This is a genomic window from Rufibacter sediminis (genome assembly GCF_014269285.1).
In the GTDB taxonomy this organism is placed as follows: Bacteria; Bacteroidota; Bacteroidia; order Cytophagales; family Hymenobacteraceae; genus Nibribacter; species Nibribacter sediminis.
In genome coordinates this window covers 282454-304683 of the sequence record NZ_JACOAF010000044.1, presented here as the reverse complement: position 1 = coordinate 304683, position 22230 = coordinate 282454, and the positions used below count along the sequence as shown (strand labels likewise).

Annotated in this window: 35 protein-coding genes; 2 read left to right on the top strand and 33 right to left on the bottom strand. The window is 46.1% G+C overall.

Features of this window, described 5'->3' with window-relative positions; all coding sequences use genetic code 11:
* Positions 1 to 68: 68 nt before the first annotated feature.
* Together H7U12_RS19845 and hscA are read left to right on the top strand one after the other, a co-directional pair.
* The gene (locus H7U12_RS19845; RefSeq protein ID WP_186641375.1) at positions 69 to 1403 is read left to right on the top strand and encodes a TldD/PmbA family protein; all 1335 of its coding nucleotides are present in this window, start codon (positions 69 to 71) and stop codon (positions 1401 to 1403) included.
* 616 nt (positions 1404 to 2019) lie between these two features.
* Positions 2020 to 3870 carry a Fe-S protein assembly chaperone HscA gene (gene hscA, locus H7U12_RS19840; protein WP_186641373.1) on the top strand — a complete coding sequence of 617 codons (1851 nt, stop codon included), beginning with the start codon at positions 2020 to 2022 and terminating at the stop codon, positions 3868 to 3870.
* Positions 3871 to 4160: 290 nt separating this feature from the next.
* Here the strand turns inward: hscA and H7U12_RS19835 are convergent, their stop codons facing one another.
* The 33 genes from H7U12_RS19835 to rpsJ all read right to left on the bottom strand — a co-directional run bounded on the left by H7U12_RS19835 (position 4161) and on the right by rpsJ (position 22221).
* Positions 4161 to 4466, bottom strand: a complete 306-nt coding sequence (locus H7U12_RS19835; protein ID WP_186641371.1) for an FtsB family cell division protein — start codon at positions 4464 to 4466, stop codon at positions 4161 to 4163.
* A 168-nt stretch (positions 4467 to 4634) separates the two neighbouring features.
* Complete coding sequence (gene eno, locus H7U12_RS19830; protein WP_186641368.1) at positions 4635 to 5912, bottom strand: phosphopyruvate hydratase; 1278 nt, start codon at positions 5910 to 5912, stop codon at positions 4635 to 4637.
* 15 nt (positions 5913 to 5927) lie between these two features.
* On the bottom strand, positions 5928 to 7040 hold the full coding sequence (carA, locus tag H7U12_RS19825; RefSeq protein WP_186641366.1) for a glutamine-hydrolyzing carbamoyl-phosphate synthase small subunit: 1113 nt from the start codon (positions 7038 to 7040) through the stop codon (positions 5928 to 5930).
* Positions 7041 to 7118: 78 nt separating this feature from the next.
* Positions 7119 to 7643, bottom strand: coding sequence for a 50S ribosomal protein L17 (rplQ, locus tag H7U12_RS19820; RefSeq protein WP_186641359.1), 525 nt, complete (start codon positions 7641 to 7643; stop codon positions 7119 to 7121).
* Positions 7644 to 7711: 68 nt separating this feature from the next.
* Positions 7712 to 8701, bottom strand: a complete 990-nt coding sequence (locus H7U12_RS19815; RefSeq protein WP_123127708.1) for a DNA-directed RNA polymerase subunit alpha — start codon at positions 8699 to 8701, stop codon at positions 7712 to 7714.
* Between the two features lie 38 nt (positions 8702 to 8739).
* Positions 8740 to 9345 (bottom strand): 30S ribosomal protein S4, encoded by a 606-nt coding sequence (rpsD, locus tag H7U12_RS19810; protein ID WP_186641357.1) that lies wholly within the window; start codon positions 9343 to 9345, stop codon positions 8740 to 8742.
* A gap of 21 nt (positions 9346 to 9366) precedes the next feature.
* Positions 9367 to 9759: a 30S ribosomal protein S11 gene (rpsK, locus tag H7U12_RS19805; protein ID WP_123127710.1), complete on the bottom strand. Its 393-nt coding sequence runs from the start codon at positions 9757 to 9759 to the stop codon at positions 9367 to 9369.
* Between the two features lie 10 nt (positions 9760 to 9769).
* The gene (rpsM, locus tag H7U12_RS19800; protein WP_186641349.1) at positions 9770 to 10147 is read right to left on the bottom strand and encodes a 30S ribosomal protein S13; all 378 of its coding nucleotides are present in this window, start codon (positions 10145 to 10147) and stop codon (positions 9770 to 9772) included.
* Positions 10148 to 10157: 10 nt separating this feature from the next.
* Positions 10158 to 10274 carry a type B 50S ribosomal protein L36 gene (gene ykgO, locus H7U12_RS19795; protein WP_071885446.1) on the bottom strand — a complete coding sequence of 39 codons (117 nt, stop codon included), beginning with the start codon at positions 10272 to 10274 and terminating at the stop codon, positions 10158 to 10160.
* Between the two features lie 4 nt (positions 10275 to 10278).
* Positions 10279 to 10497 carry a translation initiation factor IF-1 gene (gene infA / locus H7U12_RS19790; protein WP_048919321.1) on the bottom strand — a complete coding sequence of 73 codons (219 nt, stop codon included), beginning with the start codon at positions 10495 to 10497 and terminating at the stop codon, positions 10279 to 10281.
* A gap of 3 nt (positions 10498 to 10500) precedes the next feature.
* Positions 10501 to 11271 carry a type I methionyl aminopeptidase gene (map, locus tag H7U12_RS19785; RefSeq protein ID WP_186641347.1) on the bottom strand — a complete coding sequence of 257 codons (771 nt, stop codon included), beginning with the start codon at positions 11269 to 11271 and terminating at the stop codon, positions 10501 to 10503.
* 3 nt (positions 11272 to 11274) lie between these two features.
* The gene (secY, locus tag H7U12_RS19780) at positions 11275 to 12600 is read right to left on the bottom strand and encodes a preprotein translocase subunit SecY (RefSeq protein WP_186641345.1); all 1326 of its coding nucleotides are present in this window, start codon (positions 12598 to 12600) and stop codon (positions 11275 to 11277) included.
* A 4-nt stretch (positions 12601 to 12604) separates the two neighbouring features.
* Entirely contained in the window at positions 12605 to 13051 is a 447-nt protein-coding gene (gene rplO / locus H7U12_RS19775; RefSeq protein ID WP_186641342.1) for a 50S ribosomal protein L15, read from the bottom strand.
* Between the two features lies 1 nt (position 13052).
* Positions 13053 to 13232 carry a 50S ribosomal protein L30 gene (rpmD, locus tag H7U12_RS19770; RefSeq protein WP_123127715.1) on the bottom strand — a complete coding sequence of 60 codons (180 nt, stop codon included), beginning with the start codon at positions 13230 to 13232 and terminating at the stop codon, positions 13053 to 13055.
* A 2-nt stretch (positions 13233 to 13234) separates the two neighbouring features.
* Entirely contained in the window at positions 13235 to 13753 is a 519-nt protein-coding gene (gene rpsE / locus H7U12_RS19765) for a 30S ribosomal protein S5 (protein ID WP_123127716.1), read from the bottom strand.
* 4 nt (positions 13754 to 13757) lie between these two features.
* Complete coding sequence (rplR, locus tag H7U12_RS19760) at positions 13758 to 14111, bottom strand: 50S ribosomal protein L18 (RefSeq protein WP_186641340.1); 354 nt, start codon at positions 14109 to 14111, stop codon at positions 13758 to 13760.
* A gap of 8 nt (positions 14112 to 14119) precedes the next feature.
* The gene (gene rplF / locus H7U12_RS19755; protein ID WP_149092190.1) at positions 14120 to 14674 is read right to left on the bottom strand and encodes a 50S ribosomal protein L6; all 555 of its coding nucleotides are present in this window, start codon (positions 14672 to 14674) and stop codon (positions 14120 to 14122) included.
* Between the two features lie 10 nt (positions 14675 to 14684).
* Complete coding sequence (gene rpsH, locus H7U12_RS19750) at positions 14685 to 15083, bottom strand: 30S ribosomal protein S8 (protein WP_123127719.1); 399 nt, start codon at positions 15081 to 15083, stop codon at positions 14685 to 14687.
* Positions 15084 to 15169: 86 nt separating this feature from the next.
* A complete protein-coding gene (gene rpsN / locus H7U12_RS19745) occupies positions 15170 to 15439 on the bottom strand; it encodes a 30S ribosomal protein S14 (RefSeq protein ID WP_186641338.1) in 270 nt (89 codons plus the stop codon).
* A 4-nt stretch (positions 15440 to 15443) separates the two neighbouring features.
* Positions 15444 to 15995, bottom strand: coding sequence for a 50S ribosomal protein L5 (gene rplE, locus H7U12_RS19740; RefSeq protein ID WP_181304567.1), 552 nt, complete (start codon positions 15993 to 15995; stop codon positions 15444 to 15446).
* A gap of 1 nt (position 15996) precedes the next feature.
* Positions 15997 to 16320 carry a 50S ribosomal protein L24 gene (gene rplX / locus H7U12_RS19735; RefSeq protein ID WP_186641330.1) on the bottom strand — a complete coding sequence of 108 codons (324 nt, stop codon included), beginning with the start codon at positions 16318 to 16320 and terminating at the stop codon, positions 15997 to 15999.
* A 20-nt stretch (positions 16321 to 16340) separates the two neighbouring features.
* The gene (gene rplN, locus H7U12_RS19730) at positions 16341 to 16709 is read right to left on the bottom strand and encodes a 50S ribosomal protein L14 (protein ID WP_123127722.1); all 369 of its coding nucleotides are present in this window, start codon (positions 16707 to 16709) and stop codon (positions 16341 to 16343) included.
* 1 nt (position 16710) lies between these two features.
* A complete protein-coding gene (gene rpsQ, locus H7U12_RS19725; protein ID WP_062543987.1) occupies positions 16711 to 16968 on the bottom strand; it encodes a 30S ribosomal protein S17 in 258 nt (85 codons plus the stop codon).
* A gap of 11 nt (positions 16969 to 16979) precedes the next feature.
* Positions 16980 to 17174 (bottom strand): 50S ribosomal protein L29, encoded by a 195-nt coding sequence (gene rpmC / locus H7U12_RS19720; RefSeq protein WP_186641327.1) that lies wholly within the window; start codon positions 17172 to 17174, stop codon positions 16980 to 16982.
* 2 nt (positions 17175 to 17176) lie between these two features.
* Positions 17177 to 17599, bottom strand: a complete 423-nt coding sequence (rplP, locus tag H7U12_RS19715) for a 50S ribosomal protein L16 (RefSeq protein WP_062543985.1) — start codon at positions 17597 to 17599, stop codon at positions 17177 to 17179.
* A 27-nt stretch (positions 17600 to 17626) separates the two neighbouring features.
* On the bottom strand, positions 17627 to 18430 hold the full coding sequence (rpsC, locus tag H7U12_RS19710; RefSeq protein ID WP_186641325.1) for a 30S ribosomal protein S3: 804 nt from the start codon (positions 18428 to 18430) through the stop codon (positions 17627 to 17629).
* A gap of 5 nt (positions 18431 to 18435) precedes the next feature.
* Positions 18436 to 18822 (bottom strand): 50S ribosomal protein L22, encoded by a 387-nt coding sequence (rplV, locus tag H7U12_RS19705; RefSeq protein ID WP_149092184.1) that lies wholly within the window; start codon positions 18820 to 18822, stop codon positions 18436 to 18438.
* A complete protein-coding gene (rpsS, locus tag H7U12_RS19700) occupies positions 18822 to 19100 on the bottom strand; it encodes a 30S ribosomal protein S19 (protein ID WP_186641323.1) in 279 nt (92 codons plus the stop codon). The genes rplV and rpsS overlap by 1 nt, the downstream gene beginning before the upstream one ends.
* 3 nt (positions 19101 to 19103) lie before the next feature.
* A complete protein-coding gene (gene rplB / locus H7U12_RS19695) occupies positions 19104 to 19928 on the bottom strand; it encodes a 50S ribosomal protein L2 (protein ID WP_186641321.1) in 825 nt (274 codons plus the stop codon).
* 12 nt (positions 19929 to 19940) lie between these two features.
* Positions 19941 to 20228: a 50S ribosomal protein L23 gene (gene rplW, locus H7U12_RS19690; protein ID WP_123127728.1), complete on the bottom strand. Its 288-nt coding sequence runs from the start codon at positions 20226 to 20228 to the stop codon at positions 19941 to 19943.
* Positions 20228 to 20860 carry a 50S ribosomal protein L4 gene (gene rplD / locus H7U12_RS19685; RefSeq protein ID WP_186641319.1) on the bottom strand — a complete coding sequence of 211 codons (633 nt, stop codon included), beginning with the start codon at positions 20858 to 20860 and terminating at the stop codon, positions 20228 to 20230. Before rplD ends, rplW begins: the two co-directional genes overlap by 1 nt.
* Position 20861: 1 nt before the next feature.
* Entirely contained in the window at positions 20862 to 21482 is a 621-nt protein-coding gene (gene rplC, locus H7U12_RS19680) for a 50S ribosomal protein L3 (protein ID WP_149092182.1), read from the bottom strand.
* Positions 21483 to 21915: 433 nt separating this feature from the next.
* Positions 21916 to 22221 carry a 30S ribosomal protein S10 gene (gene rpsJ, locus H7U12_RS19675; RefSeq protein WP_048919298.1) on the bottom strand — a complete coding sequence of 102 codons (306 nt, stop codon included), beginning with the start codon at positions 22219 to 22221 and terminating at the stop codon, positions 21916 to 21918.
* Positions 22222 to 22230 lie beyond the last annotated feature (9 nt).

The window sequence follows — 22230 nt, the reverse complement described above, 5'->3', positions numbered from 1 at the left end:
ATTCTTTCCCCACTCAGGACTCAGAACTAATCCCTAGTAGTTTCAACTTACATCAGACGTTTCAATCAATGGCAATATATTCCAAAGAACAGGCGCAGGCCATACTGAGAAAAGTGATGGCGCTGAGCAAGGCCGATGAGTGCGAGGCCAACTTAAACGGCAACAAAACCGGCAACGTACGCTACGCCCGCAACTCGGTGTCCACCGCCGGCGAGTCCCACACGACCCAGCTGGTCGTGCAATCTTCTTTCGGGAAGAAAGTGGGTACGGCTACCATCAATGAGTTTGACGATGACTCGCTGGAGAAAGTAGTGCGCCGCTCCGAAGAGCTGGCCAAACTGGCCCCGGACAACCCCGAGTACATGGGCGTGCTGGAGCCTCAGAAATACGTCACTACCACGCCGTACGTGGCGGCTACGGCGGCCATTACCCCAGATCAGCGGGCAGTCATGGTGGCCCAGAGCATTTCGGCGGCCAAAAGCAAGAACCTGACGGCTGCGGGCTACCTGCAAGACAACGTGGGGTTCCAGTCGATGATGAACAGCAAGGGCCTCTTCGCCTACAACACCGATACCGGCGTGGATTTCTCCCTCACCGTACGCACGCCAGACGGCACGGGCTCGGGCTACGTCTCCCGCGGGTTCAATGACGTGAACAAACTGAACACGGCCACGGTATCGGCTATTGCGGTGAACAAAGCCACCGGTTCCATGAACGCCAAAGCCCTGGAGCCCGGCAAGTACACCGTGATTCTGGAACCGGCGGCCGTGGCGGTGATGCTGGAAAATCTGTTCTTCGGAATGGATGCGCGCTCCGCGGATGAAGGCCGCAGTTTCTTGAGCAAACCCGGTGGCGGCAACAAAATGGGCCAAAAACTGGTGGATGAACGCGTGACTATTTACTCAGACCCGGCCCACCCCGAGCTGCCCACCTCTCCCTGGGCCCAAGACGGACAAGCCCTGAACAAAGTCACCTGGATAGACAAAGGCGTGGTGAAGCAGATTCCGGTGTCACGGTATTGGGCGCAGCAGAAGAAACTCACGCCGGTGCCTTTCCCTAACTCAGCCATCATGGAGGGCGGTACCCAAAGCCTGGAAGACCTGATCAAAGGCACCCAGAAAGGCATTCTGGTGACCCGCCTCTGGTACATCCGCTCCGTGGACCCGCAGACGCTGCTGCTCACCGGCCTCACCCGCGACGGGACGTTCTACATTGAGAACGGCAAAATAAAGCACGCGGTCAAGAACTTCCGGTTCAACGAAAGCCCCATCATCATGCTGAACAACCTGGAGGCCTTGGGCAAAACCGAGCGCGTGGTGAGCGGCGAGTCCAGCAACAATTACCTGCTGCCCCCGCTCAAGATCCGCGACTTCACCTTCAGCAGTCTGTCTGACGCCGTGTAGCTCATTTCTGACTTCTATTTTCCTGAATCCGTTTTGGCCTGTTTTCAGAAAATGGGCCCGAAACGGATTTTTAGTATCTACTAGCACGAGCTTTTCGATAGAGTCCACCGCATTCCGAAACGCCCCTCCTCTTTTTGTCATCTTGGAAAGATCTTGTGAGCGAACTAGAAAAACATTGGAGAAACACTACTACTGTTTGCGCACCAGATCCTTTCAGGATGACAATGGAGAGAGGGTTCTGTTGGAAAGAACTACACTCGTCTGAACATCAGGAAATCCAATCGTCTGAATCATGGAAAGAGAGGAGACAAAGTGGATTTGGAATGCGTGCGGACACGAGCGGGACGCTCGCGCCAGCGGAAGGACTACCAAGGTTACTTCCGCGCTGGGGTGCAGAAGTAAAGTACTGCGCTTTCGTTTTAAATCAGGTGTTCCGGAACAGAGATTTCGTTTTCGGCTCCTTTTCTGGAAAACAGCCCTAAAACGAGCTGCTTATTTCCTTGGATCGCGTGTATCTTACGCCACCTATCCCTCAGGAAACCGTACCCTTGTAAGAGGCTATTTCTTCGTACTTTTGCGGGAGTGCGCGGAAACGCGTTCCCTTAACTTTGACAGCATGGCTAAAATAGCAATAAATCTTACCACCGCTTCCATCCAGAAGGAAGAGGTGATTGTGGGCATTGACCTGGGCACCACCAACAGCCTGGTAGCCTACATGCACCCCGAGGACCATGTTCCCATCGCCATCAATGACCTGGGGCTGGGCACCATTGTGCCGTCGGTGGTGCATTTTCCCGAGAACGGCGAAGTGGTGGTGGGTACGGCCGCCAAAGAATTCCTGATCACCGATCCGGCCAATACCATTTACTCGGTGAAACGGCTGCTGGGGAAATCCTACCAGGATCTGGGCGAGCACAAAGACTTCTTCGGCTACAAGATCATTGACGACAACTCAGAAGGCTTGGTGAAGATACGGGTACAGGACAAGTTCTACTCCCCTATTGAGCTCTCGGCCAAAATCCTGAAAGAACTTCGCGCCCGCGCCGAGCACGCCCTGAAAACACCGGTGAACCGCGCCGTGATCACCGTGCCCGCTTACTTCAACGACTCCCAGCGCCAGGCCACCCGCGATGCCGGGAAACTGGCCGGGCTGGAGGTGCTGCGCATCGTGAACGAGCCCACGGCGGCTTCGCTGGCGTACGGCATCGGGCTGGACCAAACCGAGGAGCGCACCATTGCGGTGTATGACCTGGGCGGCGGTACGTTTGATATTTCCATTCTGCGCATCCACCAGGGCATCTTTGAAGTTTTGTCTACCAACGGTGACACTTACCTGGGCGGCGATGACCTGGACCGTGCCATTGTCCAGCACTGGACCCAGCAGAACCCGGCTCTTCTCTCCTTAGACGCGAACCAGGCACAGGCTATACGTTTACAGGCCGAGGAAGCCAAGAAAACCCTCAGCACCCAGGACAGCTTCACCACGCAGTTGGATGGCGTGACGCTGTCCTTAGACCGCGATACGTTTGAGGCCCTCATTACGCCCATTGTAGACCGCACCATGGCTTCGTGCCAGATGGCGTTGAAAGATGCTGGCCTGCAGCCCGACCAGATTGATACCGTGATCATGGTGGGTGGTTCTACCCGCGTGCCGTTGGTGTACCAAACCGTTTCCGAGTTCTTCGGGAAGCCCGCCAACAACTCCCTGAACCCCGATGAGGTGGTGGCCCTGGGTGCCGCCATCCAAGCTGATGTACTGGCCGGGAATCGCAAAGACATCCTGCTGCTGGACGTGACGCCACTCACGCTGGGCATTGAGACGATGGGTGGCCTCATGGACTCCATCATTCCGCGCAACTCCAAAATCCCCACTAAAGCCGGTCGGCAGTATACCACCTCGGTAGACGGACAGGTGAACATGAAGATCTCAGTGTACCAGGGTGAGCGCGATGTGGTGAAGGAGAACCGCAAGCTGGCCGAGTTCGACTTGAAAGGGATTCCGGCCATGCCCGCCGGTTTCCCGAAGGTGGATGTGAACTTCATCCTGAACGCCGACGGCATTCTGAAAGTAGAGGCCGTTGAACTGCGCTCCGGCGTGCGGCAAGAGGTGGAAGTGAAACCACAGTATGGCTTAACCGATGACCAGGTAGAGCAGATGCTGATGGATTCCATCACCCACGCCCGCGAGGACGTGTCAACCCGCATGGTCATTGAGGCCCGCACCACCGCTGAGCAGATGATTTACCAGGTGGAGCGCTTCATCCAGAAAAACGGCGAGCACCTCACCCAGGAGGAAATTACTCTTACGCAGCAGAATGTGCAGAACCTGAAAGACGTGCTGCCCACCGGCGACAAAGACACCATCCTGAAAGCGGTAGATGTGCTGGAGGAGCAGACCAGTCCGTTCGCGGAACGCGTGATGCAGATCTCCATCAAGAAAGCTATGACCGGTAAGAAGATTGAATAGTTTGTTTTGAGGCCTGTTTTCAGAAAAGAGCCCTAAAACGATATAATGAAAGAGAGCGTCTTACTTGATTGGGCGCTCTCTTTTTATATTCCCTTCTATGGCGCGGATTTACTTCCGTGACTTCCTTTAAAGTAATTATGAATCACGGAAGTAGATCCGCGCCATAGAAGAGTCAATTCTGTTTTGGGCCAGTTATAGTTATAGTGGCCCTACAACAGGAAACGTATAAAAAGCAGAACGCGCCGCCCTGAAGAGAGCGGCGCGTTCTGCTTGTATAGGATTGGAAGGGGTTATTTTTCTTCTTCGTCTTTTTCCACGATGAGGTATAGGTCCTCGGTGGGTTTCTTCATGAGGTATTTCTCGCGGGCGAATTTCTCCAGCAGCTCTTGGTTGCTCATCAACTCCTTGCGGTCTTTCTGGACTTCGGCAATCTTCTCCAGGTAATAATCGCGCTCTTCTTCCAGGATGGCCAGCTTGCGGCTGGTCTGGAACTGCGTCACGAAGTCATTGGAATCAAAGAAGAACATCCACACCAGAAACGCCAGGCCGGTGAGGAAATAAAAGTTGCGGAAGAATTTTGGAACGCGTGCTAACATAGTAAAGACAAAAAATGGCGGCAAGTTCTCACTTGCCGCCATGAATTTACAAAGAATCCAGAAGGGAACTACACCGGAGGCGAATCAATTCTGCAAATTCTGTTTTGGGGCTGTTTTTCAGAAAACATAGTCAAAACCAGATATTTACCGATCGTTTCGCCGGATGAATTACATGTTCCGGCCCGGGAAGTATGCTACCTCGCCCAGTTCTTCCTCAATGCGGAGCAACTGATTGTATTTGGCCATCCGGTCTGAGCGGGAAGCCGAACCGGTTTTGATTTGACCGGTGTTTAACGCTACCGCCAAGTCAGCGATGGTGTTATCTTCGGTCTCGCCGGAACGGTGGCTCATGATGCTCTTATAGCCGTTTCTGCGGCCTAAGTTGATGGCGTCAATGGTCTCGGTTAAGGTACCAATCTGGTTTACCTTGATGAGGATAGCATTGGCGGTTTGCTGATCGATTCCCTGCTGCAGACGCTTCACGTTGGTCACGAACAAGTCATCGCCTACCAACTGAGTTTTGCTGCCGATTGAATCGGTCAACGACTTCCAGCCAGTCCAGTCATCCTCGTCCATTCCGTCCTCGATGGAGATGATCGGGTATTTGTTTGCCCACTCGGTCCAGAAGCTCACCATCTCAGAAGAGGTCAGTTTGTCACCGGTAGATTTCTTGAAATGGTAGTGACCGGTAGAAGCATCATAGAACTCAGAAGCCGCAGCATCCATGGCGATCATGAAGTCCTCACCCGGACGGTAACCAGCCGCCTCAATGGCTTGCAATACCACCTCAATGGCTTCCTGGTTTGACCCGATGTTCGGCGCAAATCCACCTTCGTCACCTACGTTGGTAGACATGCCTTTTTTCTTCAGAACGTTCTTCAGGTGGTGGAACACTTCCGTTCCCCAACGCAAGGCCTCTGAGAAAGAAGAAGCACCCACTGGCATTACCATGAACTCCTGGAAGTCAATGGAATTATCTGCGTGGCTACCGCCGTTCAGGATGTTCATCATGGGAACCGGCAAGGTGTTGGCATTTACCCCACCCACGTAACGATACAGAGACTGACCGGCTTCCTTAGCGGCTGCTTTGGCCACTGCCAAAGAAACCCCCAAGATAGCGTTGGCACCTAACTTGGCTTTGTTGTCAGTGCCGTCAATCTCAATCATGATCTTATCCAGCAGGCTCTGCTCGAACACATTGAACCCAACGAGTTCATCGGCAATGATGGTGTTCACATTCTGTACTGCTTGCAGCACACCTTTGCCCATGTACATGCTTTTGTCATCGTCACGCAACTCTACGGCTTCGTGTTTACCTGTAGAAGCGCCGGACGGAACGGCCGCACGGCCCACAATCCCGTTTTGGGTGATCACGTCTACCTCAACGGTAGGATTACCACGGGAGTCAAAAATCTGGCGGGCTTTGATGTCTTCAATTAAGCTCATATAGTTCAGGTTTTATTAAGAATTCTTTTCCTTTTCCAGCATCTCCACAAACAAGTCAAAGAGGTACTCTGAGTCGTGCGGTCCCGGAGAAGACTCTGGGTGGTACTGCACGGAGAAGGCTGGCTTGTTTTTGATTCTGATTCCCTCCACGGTATTATCATTCAGGTTGATGTGCGTGATCTCCACATTAGGGTTGTTCTTCACCGCGTCTGCATCTACCGCAAAGCCGTGGTTCTGGGAAGTAATCTCGCTCTTACCAGTAATCAGGTTCTTCACCGGGTGGTTTAAGCCACGGTGGCCGTTGTGCATTTTGTAGGTAGGGATACCGTTGGCTTGCGCCAAAATCTGGTGGCCCATGCAAATCCCGAACATCGGCTTCTCAACAGCCAGAATCTGCTCTACACTCTTCACAGCCTCACTGGTCACCGCCGGGTCACCAGGTCCGTTGGAGATAAAGTAGCCATCTGGTCCCCAGGCTTCCATTTCCTCGAAGGTGGTTCCGTATGGGAACACGCGGCACTCGCAGCCTCTGCTGGTCAGATTGTTCAGGATGTTGCGCTTTACGCCCAAATCCAGCACTGCTACTTTAAAGCGGACGTTTTCCACCGGCAGATCGTATTGCTGTGGCGTGGTCACTTTGGAGGAGAGCTCCAGTCCATCCATAGAAGGCACTTCCTTCAGCTGAACTTTCAGGGCTTCCACATCCGTGGTTTCTGAGGAGATGATGGCGTTCATCACACCTTTGTCGCGCACGTAGCGCACCAGCTCACGGGTATCAATTTCACAGATGCCTACAATACCGGCTTTCTCAAAGTATTCCTGCAAAGATCCTTCGGCGGTCTTTCTGGAAAAATGGTGCGAAAACTCTTTGCACACCAAACCTTTGATTTGAATGTTACCAGATTCCACTTCTTCTGGCTGCACCCCGTAGTTGCCCACGTGAGAAACGGTAGTAATTACAATCTGGCCGTAATAGGAAGGATCAGTGAAGATTTCCTGATACCCCGTCATGCCTGTGTTGAAACAGACCTCTCCGCCGGTAGTTCCAATTCTCCCGAGGCTCTTACCCCGGAAAACAGCGCCATCTTCCAGCACTAATACTGCGTCAATTGTTGTATGAAGCTTCATTTATTATAGATATGTGGCAAAAATAAAAAAGGGATACGAGTAATCTCGTATCCCTTTTCAATAATTATTGCATACTTATTATTCTGCGGCTGGAGTTTCTGCGGAATCAGTAGCAGCAGTTCCTTCAGCAGAAGCAGCAGGAGCATCAGTAGTAGCCTGAGCATCTGTTGTTTTCTTACCAGAAGAACGACGTCTTGTTTTAGGTTTCGCAGCAGCGGCAGTACCGGTTGTGCTCAGCATGTCCTCGTTGTAGTCAACCAGTTCAATGATGCACATCTCAGCGTTGTCCCCTAAACGAGTTCCTGTTTTCAGGATACGCGTGTAACCACCTGGGCGGTTCGCGATTTTACCAGCTACGCTGTCAAATAACTCTTTAACCGCCTCTTTGCTTTGCAGGTAAGAGAAAACAGTACGACGTGAATGGGTTGTATCGCTCTTTCCTTTCGTCAACAAAGGCTCAGCATATTTGCGGAGCGCTTTCGCTTTGGCTACCGTAGTAACTAAACGTTTGTGAAGAATAAGGGAAGCTGCCATGTTAGAAAGCATGGCCGCGCGATGGGCAGCAGTCCTACCTAAGTGATTGATTTTTTTACCGTGTCTCATTTTATTAATTGTGCACGTGCATACCGTCGATCAACCTTTACGGGATCGGGAATTATGCCGTAGGATTACTAATCTTCTTCTAATTTGTACTTGGCGATGTCCATTCCGAACGTCAGGCCTTTATCAGAAACCAGGTTTTCCAACTCAGTCAATGATTTCTTACCAAAGTTACGGAATTTCATCATGTCTGAAAGATCCAATTGTACCAGGTCTCCCAAGGTTCTGATGTCAGCTGCTTTCAAGCAGTTGTACGCCCGAACTGAAAGATCCATGTCATGCAATGGAGTTTTCAGGACTTTTCTCATGTGCAGCATTTCCTCGTCAACCGCTTCTTCCTCTTCAGGCTTCACAGTCTCAAATGTCATGGTGTTGTCAGAGAAAAGCATGAAGTGCTGAATCAGGATATTGGCAGCACCTTTCAAAGCATCTTCCGGGTGGATAGATCCGTCGGTAGTGATTTCAAGTAAGAGACGCTCGTAGTCAGTTTTCTGCTCCACGCGGGTGTTCTCAACGCTGTATTTCACATTCTTCACAGGTGTGAAAATAGCATCAATCGCGATTTGACCGAAAACCTGATCTGCAGGTCTGTTTTCTTCAGCTGGCACGTAACCTCTTCCTTTTTGAATAGTTAATTCAATCTCGAAAGAAGATTCTGGATCAAGGTGGCAAATCACTAAATCAGGATTCAACACCTGGAAAGAACCAGAGAATTTATTGATGTCACCGGCAGTGAAGGTATCTTGCTTGCTGATGCTAACGGTGATTTTATCATCAACCAGGTCACCAATTTTCTTGAACCGAACCATTTTCAGGTTCAGGATAATCTCAGAGACATCTTCAACCACACCTTCAATGGTAGAGAACTCATGGAGCACACTAGGAACACGGATGCTGGAGATGGCATATCCCTCCAATGAGGAGAGAAGAATTCTTCTCAGCGCATTCCCAATGGTAACACCATAGCCCTTTTCTAGCGGCTTAAATTCAAATTGCCCATTAAAGTCATCGGATTTCTCCATCACGACTTTCTCTGGCATTTGAAAGGCTAATATTGACATGATTGCTGGTTTAAGGTTGACACTTAAATTAGAAGGTATTACTTAGAGTAAAGCTCGACGATCAGCTGCTCCTGAATTTTCTCAGGGATCTGATCACGCTGCGGGTTGGAGATGAACTTACCAGCCATTTGGCTGCCATCCCACTCTAACCAGGTGAAAGCGCGAGCATTACGGCTAGCTAAGCTAGTAGTAATAGCTTCTAAAGATTTTGATTTCTCGCGAACACTTACCACATCACCAGGACGCAGGGTGTAAGAAGCGATGTTTACCACGTGCCCGTTAACCTGGATGTGGTTGTGGTTTACTAACTGTCTAGCACCACGTCTTGTTGGAGCAATACCCAAACGGTACACAGTGTTGTCTAATCTTGCTTCAAGCAAAGCAAGTAAGTTCTCACCGGTGATACCTGTTTTACGGGCAGCTTTGTCAAACAAGTTCTCAAACTGTCTTTCCAATACACCGTAGATGTATTTGGCTTTCTGCTTCTCCATCAACTGAATTGCATACTCAGACTGTTTTTTTCTACGACCACGACCATGTTGGCCTGGACCATACGCTTTCTTGGCTAACGCTTTGCTTGGTCCAAAAATTGGTTCGTTGTATCTTCTAGAGATTTTACTCTTAGGGCCTGTATATCTTGCCATTTCTAATACTAAATAATATCCTTAAACTCTTCTGCGCTTTGGAGGGCGACATCCGTTGTGAGGAAGTGGAGTCACATCTTTGATAGAAGTAACTTCAATGCCTACGTTTTGCATAGTCCGGATAGCAGACTCACGTCCTGCTCCTGGGCCTTTCACAAAAACTTCAGCCTTTCTCATACCAGCTTCGTAAGCTACTTTACCGCAGTCGGCAGCAGCCATCTGGGCAGCATAAGGAGTATTTTTCTTAGACCCTTTGAATCCCATTTTACCAGCAGAGGCCCAGGAGATAACCTGACCGTTGTTATTGGTAACTGAGATAATAATATTGTTGAAAGAAGCTTTGATGTGTACCTGACCAACAGGCTCCACCACAACCACGCGCTTCTTGGCTTTATCTTTTCTTTTCTGAGCCATTGTCGTTTAATTATTTAGATGCCTTCTTCTTGTTTGCAACTGTCTTACGCTTGCCTTTTCTGGTTCTAGAGTTATTCTTGGTTCTCTGACCTCTAACTGGTAAACCTTTTCTGTGACGCAAACCGCGATAAGATCCAATGTCCATCAAACGTTTGATGTGCAATTGAACCTCAGACCGAAGAACACCTTCAACTTTGTGCTCAGCAGCGATGATGCTACGGATTTCTCCAGCTTCATCCTCGCTCCAATCTTTCACCTTCTTGTCAAGATCCACCCCAGCCTTCACCAAAATAGACTGTGACAATTTACGGCCAATGCCGAAAATGTACGTCAAAGCGATTTCGCCTCTTTTGTTATCTGGAATATCAACTCCTGCTATTCTAGCCATGTTTTAATAATTAACCTTGTCTTTGTTTATAACGTGGATTCTTCTTGTTGATCACGTAAAGTTTGCCTTTACGTCTGATCACTTTGCAGTCTTCACTGCGCTTCTTAACTGACGCTTTAACTTTCATCTGTTTATTTGTATCTGTAAACTATTCTGCCTTTACTAAGGTCGTAAGGAGACATTTCCAATTTTACTCTGTCTCCGGGAAGAATCTTGATGTAGTGCATCCGCATCTTACCGGAAATGTGAGCAATAACTTGATGGCCATTTTCTAATTCTACCCGAAACATTGCATTGGATAGTGCCTCAATGATGGTACCGTCTTGTTCGATGGAAGACTGTTTAGCCATGTATTAGTTCAGTGCTTTATCTATGTAATCAAAAGTAGTTAAAATCTCTGCTTTGCCTTTTCTTACCACTACTGTGTGTTCAAAATGGGCAGATGGCTTTTTATCACGGGTCCGGATTGTCCAGCCATCATTCTCCTGAACCACATGTCTTGATCCAAGGTTCACCATAGGCTCAATAGCCAGAACAAGACCTTCCTGCAGCTTCATGCCTTGTCCTCTTTTCCCATAATTGGGTACCTCTGGGCCTTCATGTAAACTACGGCCTAACCCATGACCAACCAGCTCCCGCACAACGCCATAGCCATACTGCTCCACATGAGATTGTACGGCATGACCAATATCACCAATACGGGCACCCACAACGGCAAATTCAATTCCTTTGTAAAGAGATTCTTTGGTGCGCTGTAGTAATTCAGTGACTTCTGGAGCTACTTCTCCCACTGCGTGGGTATAGGCGCTGTCACTGTGGTAACCCTTAAAAAAAACTCCACAATCAATAGATACAACATCTCCTGATTGCAGAGCATACGTATTAGGTATACCATGAACTACTGCTGAATTTAAGCTGATGCACAAACTATGCTTAAATCCATTGTACCCCTTAAAGGAAGGACACCCACCATTGTCTCTGATAAACTCTTCAGCGACAGAATCTAATTTTAAGGTAGTAACACCCTCAGCTACGTGCTTGGCTACTACACCATGCACTTGACTGAGGATGTTAGCACTTTGTTTAATAAGCTCGATTTCTTCTTCGGTCTTATATATAATCATTCCTTAGGAAGCAACCGCTATATTTTTTGAACGTCCTCTGAGTTTGCCAGACTTCATCATGCCATCATAATGACGCATTAACAAGTAGCTCTCAATTTGGTTCAATGTGTCTAAAACAACGCCAACCAGAATGATCAAAGAGGTACCTCCAAAGAAGGCGGCAAACTCTCTGGTAATCCCGAACAGCATAGCGATAGAAGGCAGAATTGCGATAATCGCTAAGAAAATGGCGCCAGGTAAAGTAATTCTGGTTAACACTTCATCAATGTATTCTGAAGTAGCTAAACCAGGTTTCACGCCTGGTACAAAACCACCGCTTCTCTTTAAATCATCAGAAATCTGGTTAGGATTCACGCTGATGGCTGTATAGAAGAAAGTAAAGACGATGATCAGAACAGCAAAGGATAAGTTATACTGCCAGGAGGTATAATCAGAGAAAACGTTTCCAATTTCATTGGCAAGGTCACTCTCATTTCTCCAGAAGGAAGCAATCATACCCGGCAGGAACATCAGAGACTGAGCAAAGATAATAGGCATTACCCCGGCGGCATTCACCTTCAAGGGAATAAATTGTCTTTGACCAGCTTGTAAGGAAGCACTGCCACCCACTTGCTTTGCATATTGTACTGGTATTCTTCTGATGGCCTGGGTTAGCATCACTACTCCCATTACCACGAAGAAAAGAACAATCAGCTCAATGATAAAGATAAGAGCCCGTCCAAGGCCTAACGCAAGAGCTTCTCCTACAAGAGCACCTGGGAGACGCGAAACGATACCAATCATGATGAGCATGGAGATACCGTTACCAATACCTTTATCCGTGATCTTCTCCCCTAACCACATACAGAACATCGTTCCAGCGGTAAGGATAATCATAGAAGAAATTGTAAAAAGAGGTCCTGCTACTGCAGGGTCAATGGCATCAGCATTGATCGTTGCCAAGAAGCCAACCGATTGCGCAAGCGTGATCACAATCGTAAGCACCCGCGTGTATTGGTTTATCTTCTTACGACCCGACTCCCCTTCTTTCTGCAATTTCTGGAAATAAGGAACTGCAATGGTTAGAAGCTGTAAAACGATGGAAGCAGAGATATAAGGCATGATACCCAATGCAAAGATGGAAGCATTACCAAATGCTCCACCTAAAAAGGCATCTAACAAGCCTAAGATCCCTTGAGCACTTCCCTTTAATTGATTTGGATCAATACCAGGAAGTACCACATAGGAACCTAATCTGAAAATTGCGATGAATCCTAAAGTATTTAGGATTCTAACTCGCAAATCTTCAATCGCAAAAATATTCTTAATCGTAGAAATCAGCTTCTTCATCTGTTTACAGAGTCACAACCTTGCCGCCTGCTTTTTCAATTGCTTCTACTGCAGTTTGAGAAAATGCATGCGCATGGATCTCAATAGCGGTAGTGATTTCGCCTCTTCCAAGAACTTTGATATTGTCATTCTTAGATGCTAAGCCGTTTTCACGAAGCACTGCGAAATCAATAACTGAAGAACCTGATTTAGTAGCTAAGTTCTGAAGAACATCAAGGTTTACCGCAGTATATTCAACACGGTTGATGTTTTTGAAACCGAATTTAGGTACACGGCGTACCAAAGGCATCTGACCACCTTCAAAACCGGCTTTGGATGAATATCCTGAGCGAGATTTAGCTCCTTTATGTCCACGGGTAGAGGTTCCTCCTCTACCAGAACCGGTACCACGACCAATTCTCTTCCGATTCTTTACAGAACCTTCAGCAGGTTTTAAATTACTTAAGTTCATTTTAGACCTCCTTAATCGATACTAAATGTTGTACACGGTTAACCATTCCTGCGATCTGAGGGGTCAACTCTTTCGTTACAGTCTTATTGATTTTGCCAAGACCAAGCGCCTTCATGGTTTGCTTTTGTCTTTCAGGACGATCAATAATACTTTTGATCTGGGTGATTTCTACACTTGCCATAATTACCCGTTGAATACACGTTGTAAACTGATTCCACGTTGCTGAGCAACTACCAATGGATCACGCATTTTTGACAAAGCATCAAAGGTAGCTTTTACCACGTTGTGTGGGTTAGAAGAACCTTTAGATTTCGCTAGTACATCTCTGATACCAGCACTGTCAAATACTGCACGCATCGCACCACCAGCAATTACACCGGTACCAGCAGCAGCAGGCTTGATCAACACAAAACCTCCAGAGAATTTACCTTCCATCGGATGCGGAACGGTGTGCTTGAACAGAGGTACACGAACAAGGTTTTTCTTAGCATCATCGATACCCTTTGCAATAGCATCGGTTACCTCGTTTGCTTTACCCAAGCCGTAGCCTACCACACCATTGCCGTCACCTACAACTACGATGGCAGAAAAGCTGAATCTTCTACCACCTTTCACAACTTTAGCAACACGGTTGATAGCCACTACGCGCTCTTTGAGCTCAATCTCGCTTGCTTTAATGCTTCTGATATTTAACTTAGACATGTTCTTAGAATTTTAGACCCGCTTCACGAGCCCCTTCTGCTAAAGATTTAACACGGCCATGGTACAGGTAACCACCTCTGTCAAAGACAACTTCAGTGATACCGTTTGCCAAAGCTTTAGCTGCTATATCACGACCTACTGAGGTAGAAGCAGCACTTTTTGTTGAAGTGCTATCTCCTTCGATAGTAGAAGATGAAGAACTTGCTAATGTAACACCATTCACATCATCAATCAGCTGCGCATAAATAGCTTTATTGCTTCTGAAGACAGACAGACGGGGACGCTGAGCTGTGCCAGACACCTTGTTACGGATGCTGCGACGAATTCTCAGTCTTCTTTTTGCTTTATCGAATGCCATATTCTTACTTATTTAGAAGCAGTTTTACCAGCTTTTCTTCTAACAACCTCACCAACGAAACGAATACCTTTGCCTTTGTAAGGCTCAACTTTACGTAACGAGCGGATCTTGGCAGCTACCTGACCAATTAACTGCTTATCAATTCCTTCTAAGGTGATCACAGGGGCTTTACCTTTTTCAGTTACTGCTACCGCAGAAATTTCTGGAGGTAAACCAACGTAAATGTTATGTGAGTAACCTAAAGCAAGCTCTAAATTTTGGCCTACAGTAGTGGCTTTGAAACCTACCCCTACCAATTCCAAAGAAAGCTTATAACCAGTGCTAACACCAACAACCATGTTGTTGATGATAGAACGGTATAAACCATGGAGTGCTTTGTGTCTCTTTTGCTCAGTAGGACGGGTTACGGTAAGTACTCCGTCTTCAATGGCAACAGTGATGTCCGTATCAACTTGTGAAGAAAGAGTACCTTTAGGCCCTTTCACTGTAACCAGGTTATCCTGGTTAACCAACACCTCTACACCTTGTGGGAGTGTGATTGGCAGTTTTCCTATCCGCGACATTTCTTCCTGATTAATACACGTAACATAATACTTCACCACCTACATTAAGGCCTTTGGCCTCTTTGTCAGTGATAACACCTTTTGAGGTTGACAGGATGGCTACGCCATACCCGTTCAACACACGTGGCATCTCATCTAGATGCACATACTTACGGAGTCCCGGCTTACTGACTCTCTCAAGTTTCACGATAGCAGACTGCTTGGTAGCTGGATCATACTTCAAGGCAATCTTGATGCTGCCCTGAACTGAACTATCATCGAACTTGTAACTCTGAATATAACCTTTTTCGTAAAGAACCTTGGTTAATTCCTTTTTTATTTTGCTAGCCGGAATTTCAACTACCCGGTGATTTGCCTTGATGGCATTCCGTAGTCTAGTTAAATAATCTGCTATCGGATCTGAATGCATTAGACTATAATTTTAGATTCCGCTCTTTTTAAGGAGCCGCAAAGATACTAATGTTTTCCTAACTATAATAATGATAGGAGTAATAATTACCAACTAGCCTTCGTTACTCCAGGAATCTTGCCGGCTGAAGCCATCTCTCTGAACGTAACGCGAGAGATGCCAAACTTCCTCATGTAACCTCTTGGTCTGCCGGTTAATTTACATCTGTTGTGTAACCGAACAGGAGAAGCGTTTTTAGGCAACTTATCTAGAGCTTCATAATCGCCAGCAGCTTTTAACTGAGCTCTTTTAGCTGCATATTTCGCAACTAACTTTTGTCTCTTGAGCTCTCTTGCTTTTGCTGATTCTTTAGCCATTTTCTTATTTCTTTAAATTTGCGAAAGGTAAACCAAAGCCCTTCAATAACTCCAGGCTTTCTTCATCAGTAGAAGCTGTGGTTACGAAAGTGATGTCCATACCAGCGATAGACTTGATCTTGTCAATGCTGATCTCAGGGAAAATGATCTGCTCTTTAACCCCTAAGGTATAGTTACCACGTCCGTCAAAACCTTTGTCACTAATTCCTTTGAAGTCACGTACACGTGGAAGGGCAATTGTTACCAAACGGTCAAGAAACTCATACATTTTCTCGCCACGCAAAGTAACACGTGCACCAATTGGCATACCTTCTCTCAACTTAAAGTTAGAGATAGAGTTTTTAGCTTTGGTTTGAACCGCTTTCTGACCAGCGATGATGGTTAATTCATCAACTCCAATGTCAACCAGTTTCTTATCTGCAACGGCGTTACCAATACCTCTGTTGATGCTGATCTTGGTAATTTTAGGCACTTGCATTATGCTCTTGTATTGAAATTTCTCTTTCAATGCAGGCACAATCTCTTTTGAGTATTTATCTTTTAGTCTAGCTGCCATGTTAGATTAAGTTTCCAGTTTTTTTGGAATAACGTTGAAGCTTACCATCATTGTTCAGCTTCTTACCAGTTCTAGTGGCAACATTTGTAGCAGGCTCAACCACCATGACATTGCTGGCATGGATAGGAGCTTCAACTTTCACAATACCACCGTTCGGGTTTTTAGCACTTGGCTTTTGGTGCTTAGATACCAGGTTTAAACCTTCTACCACAATCTTCTGCTTATCAGTAAGCACAGATGTAACAGTTCCAGTTTTGCCTTTATCATCACCAGCGATCACTTTAACCGTGTCGCCTTTCTTCACATGAAGTTTATGCTTTGACATCTTGTTTTCTCTTCTCGTGTTTAAATTACTTCAGGAGCCAAAGAAACAATTTTCATAAACTGTCTTTCGCGTAACTCACGGGCAACAGGCCCAAAGATACGTGTACCACGTGGCTCATCGTTGTTGTTCAATAACACTGCTGCGTTATCATCAAAACGAATGTAAGATCCATCCTTACGACGAACCTCTTTTTTGGTGCGAACAATCACAGCTTTGTGAACAGTTCCCTTTTTTACGTTTCCTGAGGAAAGAGCAGATTTTACGGTAACAACAATTTTATCACCAACAGAGGCGTATTTTTTTCCTGTTCCACCCAGTACCCGGATGCACAGAACCTCTTTTGCTCCGCTGTTATCAGCAACAGTAAGTCTTGATTCTTGTTGTATCATCTTATTTAGCTCTTTCTACGATTTCAATTAAGCGCCAGCATTTATTCTTGCTCAATGGTCTGGTTTCCATGATGCGTACTGTATCACCGATACCGCACTCGTTGTTCTCATCATGGGCCATGAACTTCTTGGACTTGGAAACAAATTTCCCGTAAATAGGGTGTTTCACTTTGCTTTCAACAATAACAGTGATGGATTTATCCATCTTGTTACTTACCACGCGTCCAGTTTTTTCTTTTCTTAGATTTCTCGTCTCCATGGTTTTCTAGTTTAGCCATTGAGCTCTAGAGAACGTAGTTGCGTCTCTAGTCTGGCGATGGTTTTTCTTGTATGCTTAATTCTGGATGGATTCTCAAGCGGAGAGATAGCATGAGCAAACTTCAAGTTTACTAAGTTGTTTCTCTCTGTTGTAAGTTGCTCTTTCACTTCATTGAGTGAAAGAGCGTTGATTTCAGATTGCTTCATGACTATTTCTCAACGTAATCTCTACGTACTACAAATTTAGTTCTCACTGGTAGCTTTTGAGCAGCCAGTCGTAAAGACTCTTGAGCTACTTCTAGCGACACTCCATCAGATTCAAACATGATGGTACCTGGTTTAACCACGGCTACCCAGTATTCCGGAGATCCTTTACCCTTACCCATCCGAACCTCTGCAGGCTTTTTAGTGATAGGCTTGTCAGGGAAAATACGAATCCATACTTGGCCTTCCCGTTTCATGGCACGTGTCATAGCGATACGCGCAGCTTCAATTTGACGGGCAGTGATCCAAGAGGCTTCTAATGATTTGATGGCGAAAGAACCAAAGGAGATAGTGCTTCCTCTGTGCGCCAGACCGGTTACCCGGCCCTTTTGCATCTTTCTATATTTAGTCCGTTTTGGCTGTAACATTTCTTAAATTACCTAAAGATTGAACAACTACTTGCGCTTGTTGGGTCCACCCCCGCGCTTTTGGTTGGCATCACCGGGACGCTTGTTGCGGTTGTTGTCCCTGCGGTCGCCACGATCATTTCCACCTCTCTCGCTTCTTTCGTTGCGAGGACCGGCAGATTGACCACCACCACTTTGTTGACCAGCGTTAGGAGATAAGTCACGCTTACCGAACACTTCTCCTTTGAAGATCCACACTTTGATACCCAGTTTACCGTAAACTGTCTGAGCTTCTGACAAGGCATAGTCAATATCAGCTCTCAAGGTATGCAAAGGAGTACGTCCTTCTTTGTAGTGCTCAGTACGGGCCATTTCAGCACCGCCTAAACGACCTGATACCTGGATTTTGATACCTTCAGCACCTACTCTGATGGCAGAGGCAATTGCTTGTTTCATGGCTCTTCTGAAAGAGATACGAGCTTGCAATTGTTGAGCTACTGATTCACCTACCAATTTGGCATCCAGTTCTGGACGTTTGATCTCAAAGATGTTGATTTGAACATCTTTGCTGGTAATTTTCTTAAGCTCTTCTTTGATTTTATCAACCTCTTGGCCACCTTTCCCGATTACCACACCCGGACGGGCAGTGTTAATGGTGATGGTGATTCTCTTAAGAGTTCTTTCGATGATGATTTTGGAAATACCTCCTTTTGGAATACGGGCAAGGATGTATTTACGGATCTTCTCGTCTTCGATCAGTTTATCAGCGAAATCCTTTCCTCCGAACCAATTAGAGTCCCAGCCTTTAACAATACCTAGTCTCAGGCCTACTGGATTAACTTTTTGTCCCATTTTAACTATTTGGCTTCGTTAGAGGTAGATGTTTCAACTGTCTCCACTTCCACTTTAGAATCAATCACAAGTGTTACGTGGTTTGATCTTTTTCTGATTCTGTGGCCACGTCCCTGCGGAGCAGGACGCAAACGCTTCAGCATCTTTCCTTCATCTACTCTAATCTCCTTGATATATAGATTAGCATCTTCAATGCGGGCATCTTCGTTAGCTGCTTGCCAGTTAGATAAGGCAGACAAAAGAAGTTTCTCCAATTTAGGAGCGCCGGAATTAGCAGTGAATTTAAGTAAACCTAATGCTTGGGTAACTCTTTTACCACGGATTAAGTTCGCAACCAATCTCATCTTACGCGGTGAGCTTGGTACATTATTTAATTTAGCTACCGCTTCCATTATCTTTTACCTTTATCTTTCTTAGCAATATGGCCTCTGAAGTTTCTGGTAGGAGCGAATTCGCCTAGTTTGTGACCTACCATGTTCTCTGTTACATACACCGGAATGAATTTATTCCCGTTGTGTACTGCAAACGTATGACCAACGAAATCTGGGGAGATCATGGAACGACGTGACCAAGTCTTGATCACCGCTTTCTTTCCAGCCTCATCCATTGTCTGCACTTTTCTATCGAGCCTGTAGTCAATATAAGGCCCTTTTTTTAATGATCTTGCCATTACTTATTTCTTCCTTCTATTAACAATCAGGTTCTCAGAGAATTTATTTTTGTTTCTGGTCTTCTTACCTTTCGCGTACAGACCTTTACGTGATCTTGGGTGACCGCCGGAAGACTTACCTTCACCACCGCCCATTGGGTGATCTACAGGGTTCATGGCAACACCTCTTACTCTTGGTCTGATACCCATCCATCTGCTACGTCCTGCTTTTCCAAGCTTCACGTTCATGTGGTCAGCGTTAGAAACAGTACCTACGGTAGCCATACAGTTTACCAGTACCATTCTCATTTCGCCGGAAGGCAACTTCAAAGTAGCGTAACGGCCTTCGCGGGCAACCAGCTGTGCATAAGAACCTGCACTTCTTGCCAGTACCGCGCCTTGACCAGGATGCAATTCAATGTTGTGTACGATTGTACCCAGAGGAATATCAGATAACGGCAACGCGTTACCTACTTCTGGTGCAACACCAGGTCCTGATACTACCGTAGAATCCACCGCCAAGCCTGATGGAGCAATGATGTAAGCTTTCTCACCATCTGCGTAGAACAACAAGGCAATGCGCGCTGTTCTGTTTGGATCGTACTCAATCGCTTTTACCGTTGCAGGAACTCCGTACTTCTGTCTTTTGAAGTCGATGATACGGAATTTTTGTTTGTGACCACCGCCAGTATAGCGCATGGTCATTTTACCTGAATCGTTGCGTCCACCAGATTTTTTCTTGGATGCCAACAAAGATTTCTCCGGCTCGCTCTTCGTGATCTCAGTGAAGGCAGGCGCTACTCTAAATCTTTGACCTGGTGTTGTCGGTCTTAGTTTTCTTAATGCCATTCTATTATTTGCTTATATACCGCTATAGAAATCGATTACTTCCCCTGCTTTCAAAGTAACAATCGCCTTCTTAGAGGATACTGTACGTCCGGTTACAACACCAGACTTGGTGTTGCGAGACTTCAATTTTCCTTGGGTTCTCATGGTAGAGATTTTCTCTACCGTAACACCGTAACGTGATTGGATCGCTTTCTTGATCTCAATCTTATTGGCTTTTCTATCAACCTCGAAGGCATATTTACCTACTTCATTCAAAGCAGTAAGCTTCTCAGTCAATAATGGTCTTTTTAGGATACTCATTATTTCGATGTGTAAATTTCTTCAAAAACAGAAAGAGATTCCTCTAAACAAACTACTTTGTCTGCGTTCAACAAGTCATAAGTTGTCAAAGCACCAGGAGTAGCTACTTTTACCTTTGACAGGTTTCTGCTTGACAGAACCACATTGGTATCAGCTTCTTTGGTAACGATCAACGTTTTTCTTTCTCCTACTTTCAGACCTTGCAGGATAGCTGCAAACGTCTTTGTTTTTGGAGTATCAATGGTGATGTTATCCACCAACACCAGACGCTCATCTTTTGCTAATTGAGAAAGGGCAGAAAGTCTAGCTAAAGACTTCAGCTTCTTGTTCAATTTGAAGCTATAGTTTCTTGGTTTCGGTCCGAATACACGACCACCGCCTACGAAAACTGGTGATTTCATAGAGCCAGCTCTAGCTCCACCAGTACCCTTTTGACGTTTGATCTTTTTGGTTGAACCAGCAACTTCGGCACGCTCTTTTGATTTGTGGGTACCTTGACGTTGGTTAGCCAGGTATTGCTTTACATCCAGATACATCGCGTGTTCGTTGGGCTCAACCCCAAACACAGACTCAGGAAGGGTTACTTTCCTTCCGGTATCTTCGCCTTTACTATTGAAAACTGATAGCTCCATCTTATTTCTCAACTACAATAAATGAATTTTTAGCGCCCGGGATAGAACCGCTAACTACAAGTAAATTTTGCTCTGGCAAGATGCGTAACACGCGCAGGTTTTGCACCTTCACACGGTCACCACCCATTCTACCAGCCATGCGCATTCCTTTGAATACGCGGGATGGCCATGAGCAGGCTCCAATTGAACCGGGGTGACGGGCTCTGTTGTGCTGACCGTGGGTCTGGCCTCCAACACCACTAAAGTTGTAACGTTTCACAACCCCTTGGAACCCTTTACCTTTTGATGTGCCTACTACGTCAACAAATTCGTTTTCTTCGAAAAGGTTAACATCTACTGTATCTCCCAGGGAGAAAGAAGCTACGTCGTCAAGTCTAAACTCTACTAATTTTTTCTTAGCAGTGGTGTTAGCTTTCGCGAAGTGTCCGGCAAGCGCCTTGCTTACTCTTTTTACCTTCTTCTCTCCGTACCCAAGCTGCACAGCGGTGTAACCGTCTGTTTCTTGCGTTTTAACCTGAGTTACTACGCATGGTCCTGCTTGAATCAAAGTACAGGCCACGCTCTTCCCTTCAGGAGTGAAGAGGCTTGTCATTCCGATTTTCTTACCGATAATTCCAGGCATTCTACTTTTTTATTTAAACAATTAAAATTAACAATCCCGTAATAGGGTCTATTTTCGGGAGTGCAAAGTTCTATATTTAATTTTTATTTTACAAGCTATCCTAAATTATTTGTTTTCAGATAGTAATGTATTTTCAACTAAGTTCTTTCTGCAAGCTCCCATAGAAGTAGGCAGTTAACTTTCCGGCGTTGAAAATGATTCCGTTCCGCCGGTTGTTTACTGCTTTATTTCTGGAAAACAGCCTTAAAACAGATCTGCCACCCTCCTGCTCTATTTATCTGGTCTTCTATTAAAGAATATAGCACCTGTTAAAAAATATAGCGCCTGTGTTTTAGAGATGTTTTCCGGAAAACGGCCTTAAAACAGAATGAGCTTCTTTGGCACAAAAAAAGGGAGAGGTTGCCCTCTCCCTTTTACTATTCAGCTTGTCTTATCAAACTTTGATTTCAACATCAACGCCGCTTGGTAATTCAAGCTTCATCAAGGCATCTACCGTTTTAGAAGAAGTAGAATAGATATCTACTAATCTTTTATAGGTGCAAAGTTGGAATTGCTCTCTTGCTTTCTTGTTCACGTGTGGTGAACGAAGAACAGTGAAGATATCTTTTTCGGTAGGCAAAGGAATAGGACCACTCACGATCGCACCAGTTGCTTTTACCGCTTTCACGATTTTCTCTGATGATTTATCAACCAGATTGTGATCGTAAGATTTCAGTTTGATTCTGATCTTTTGATTCATTCTATTTCA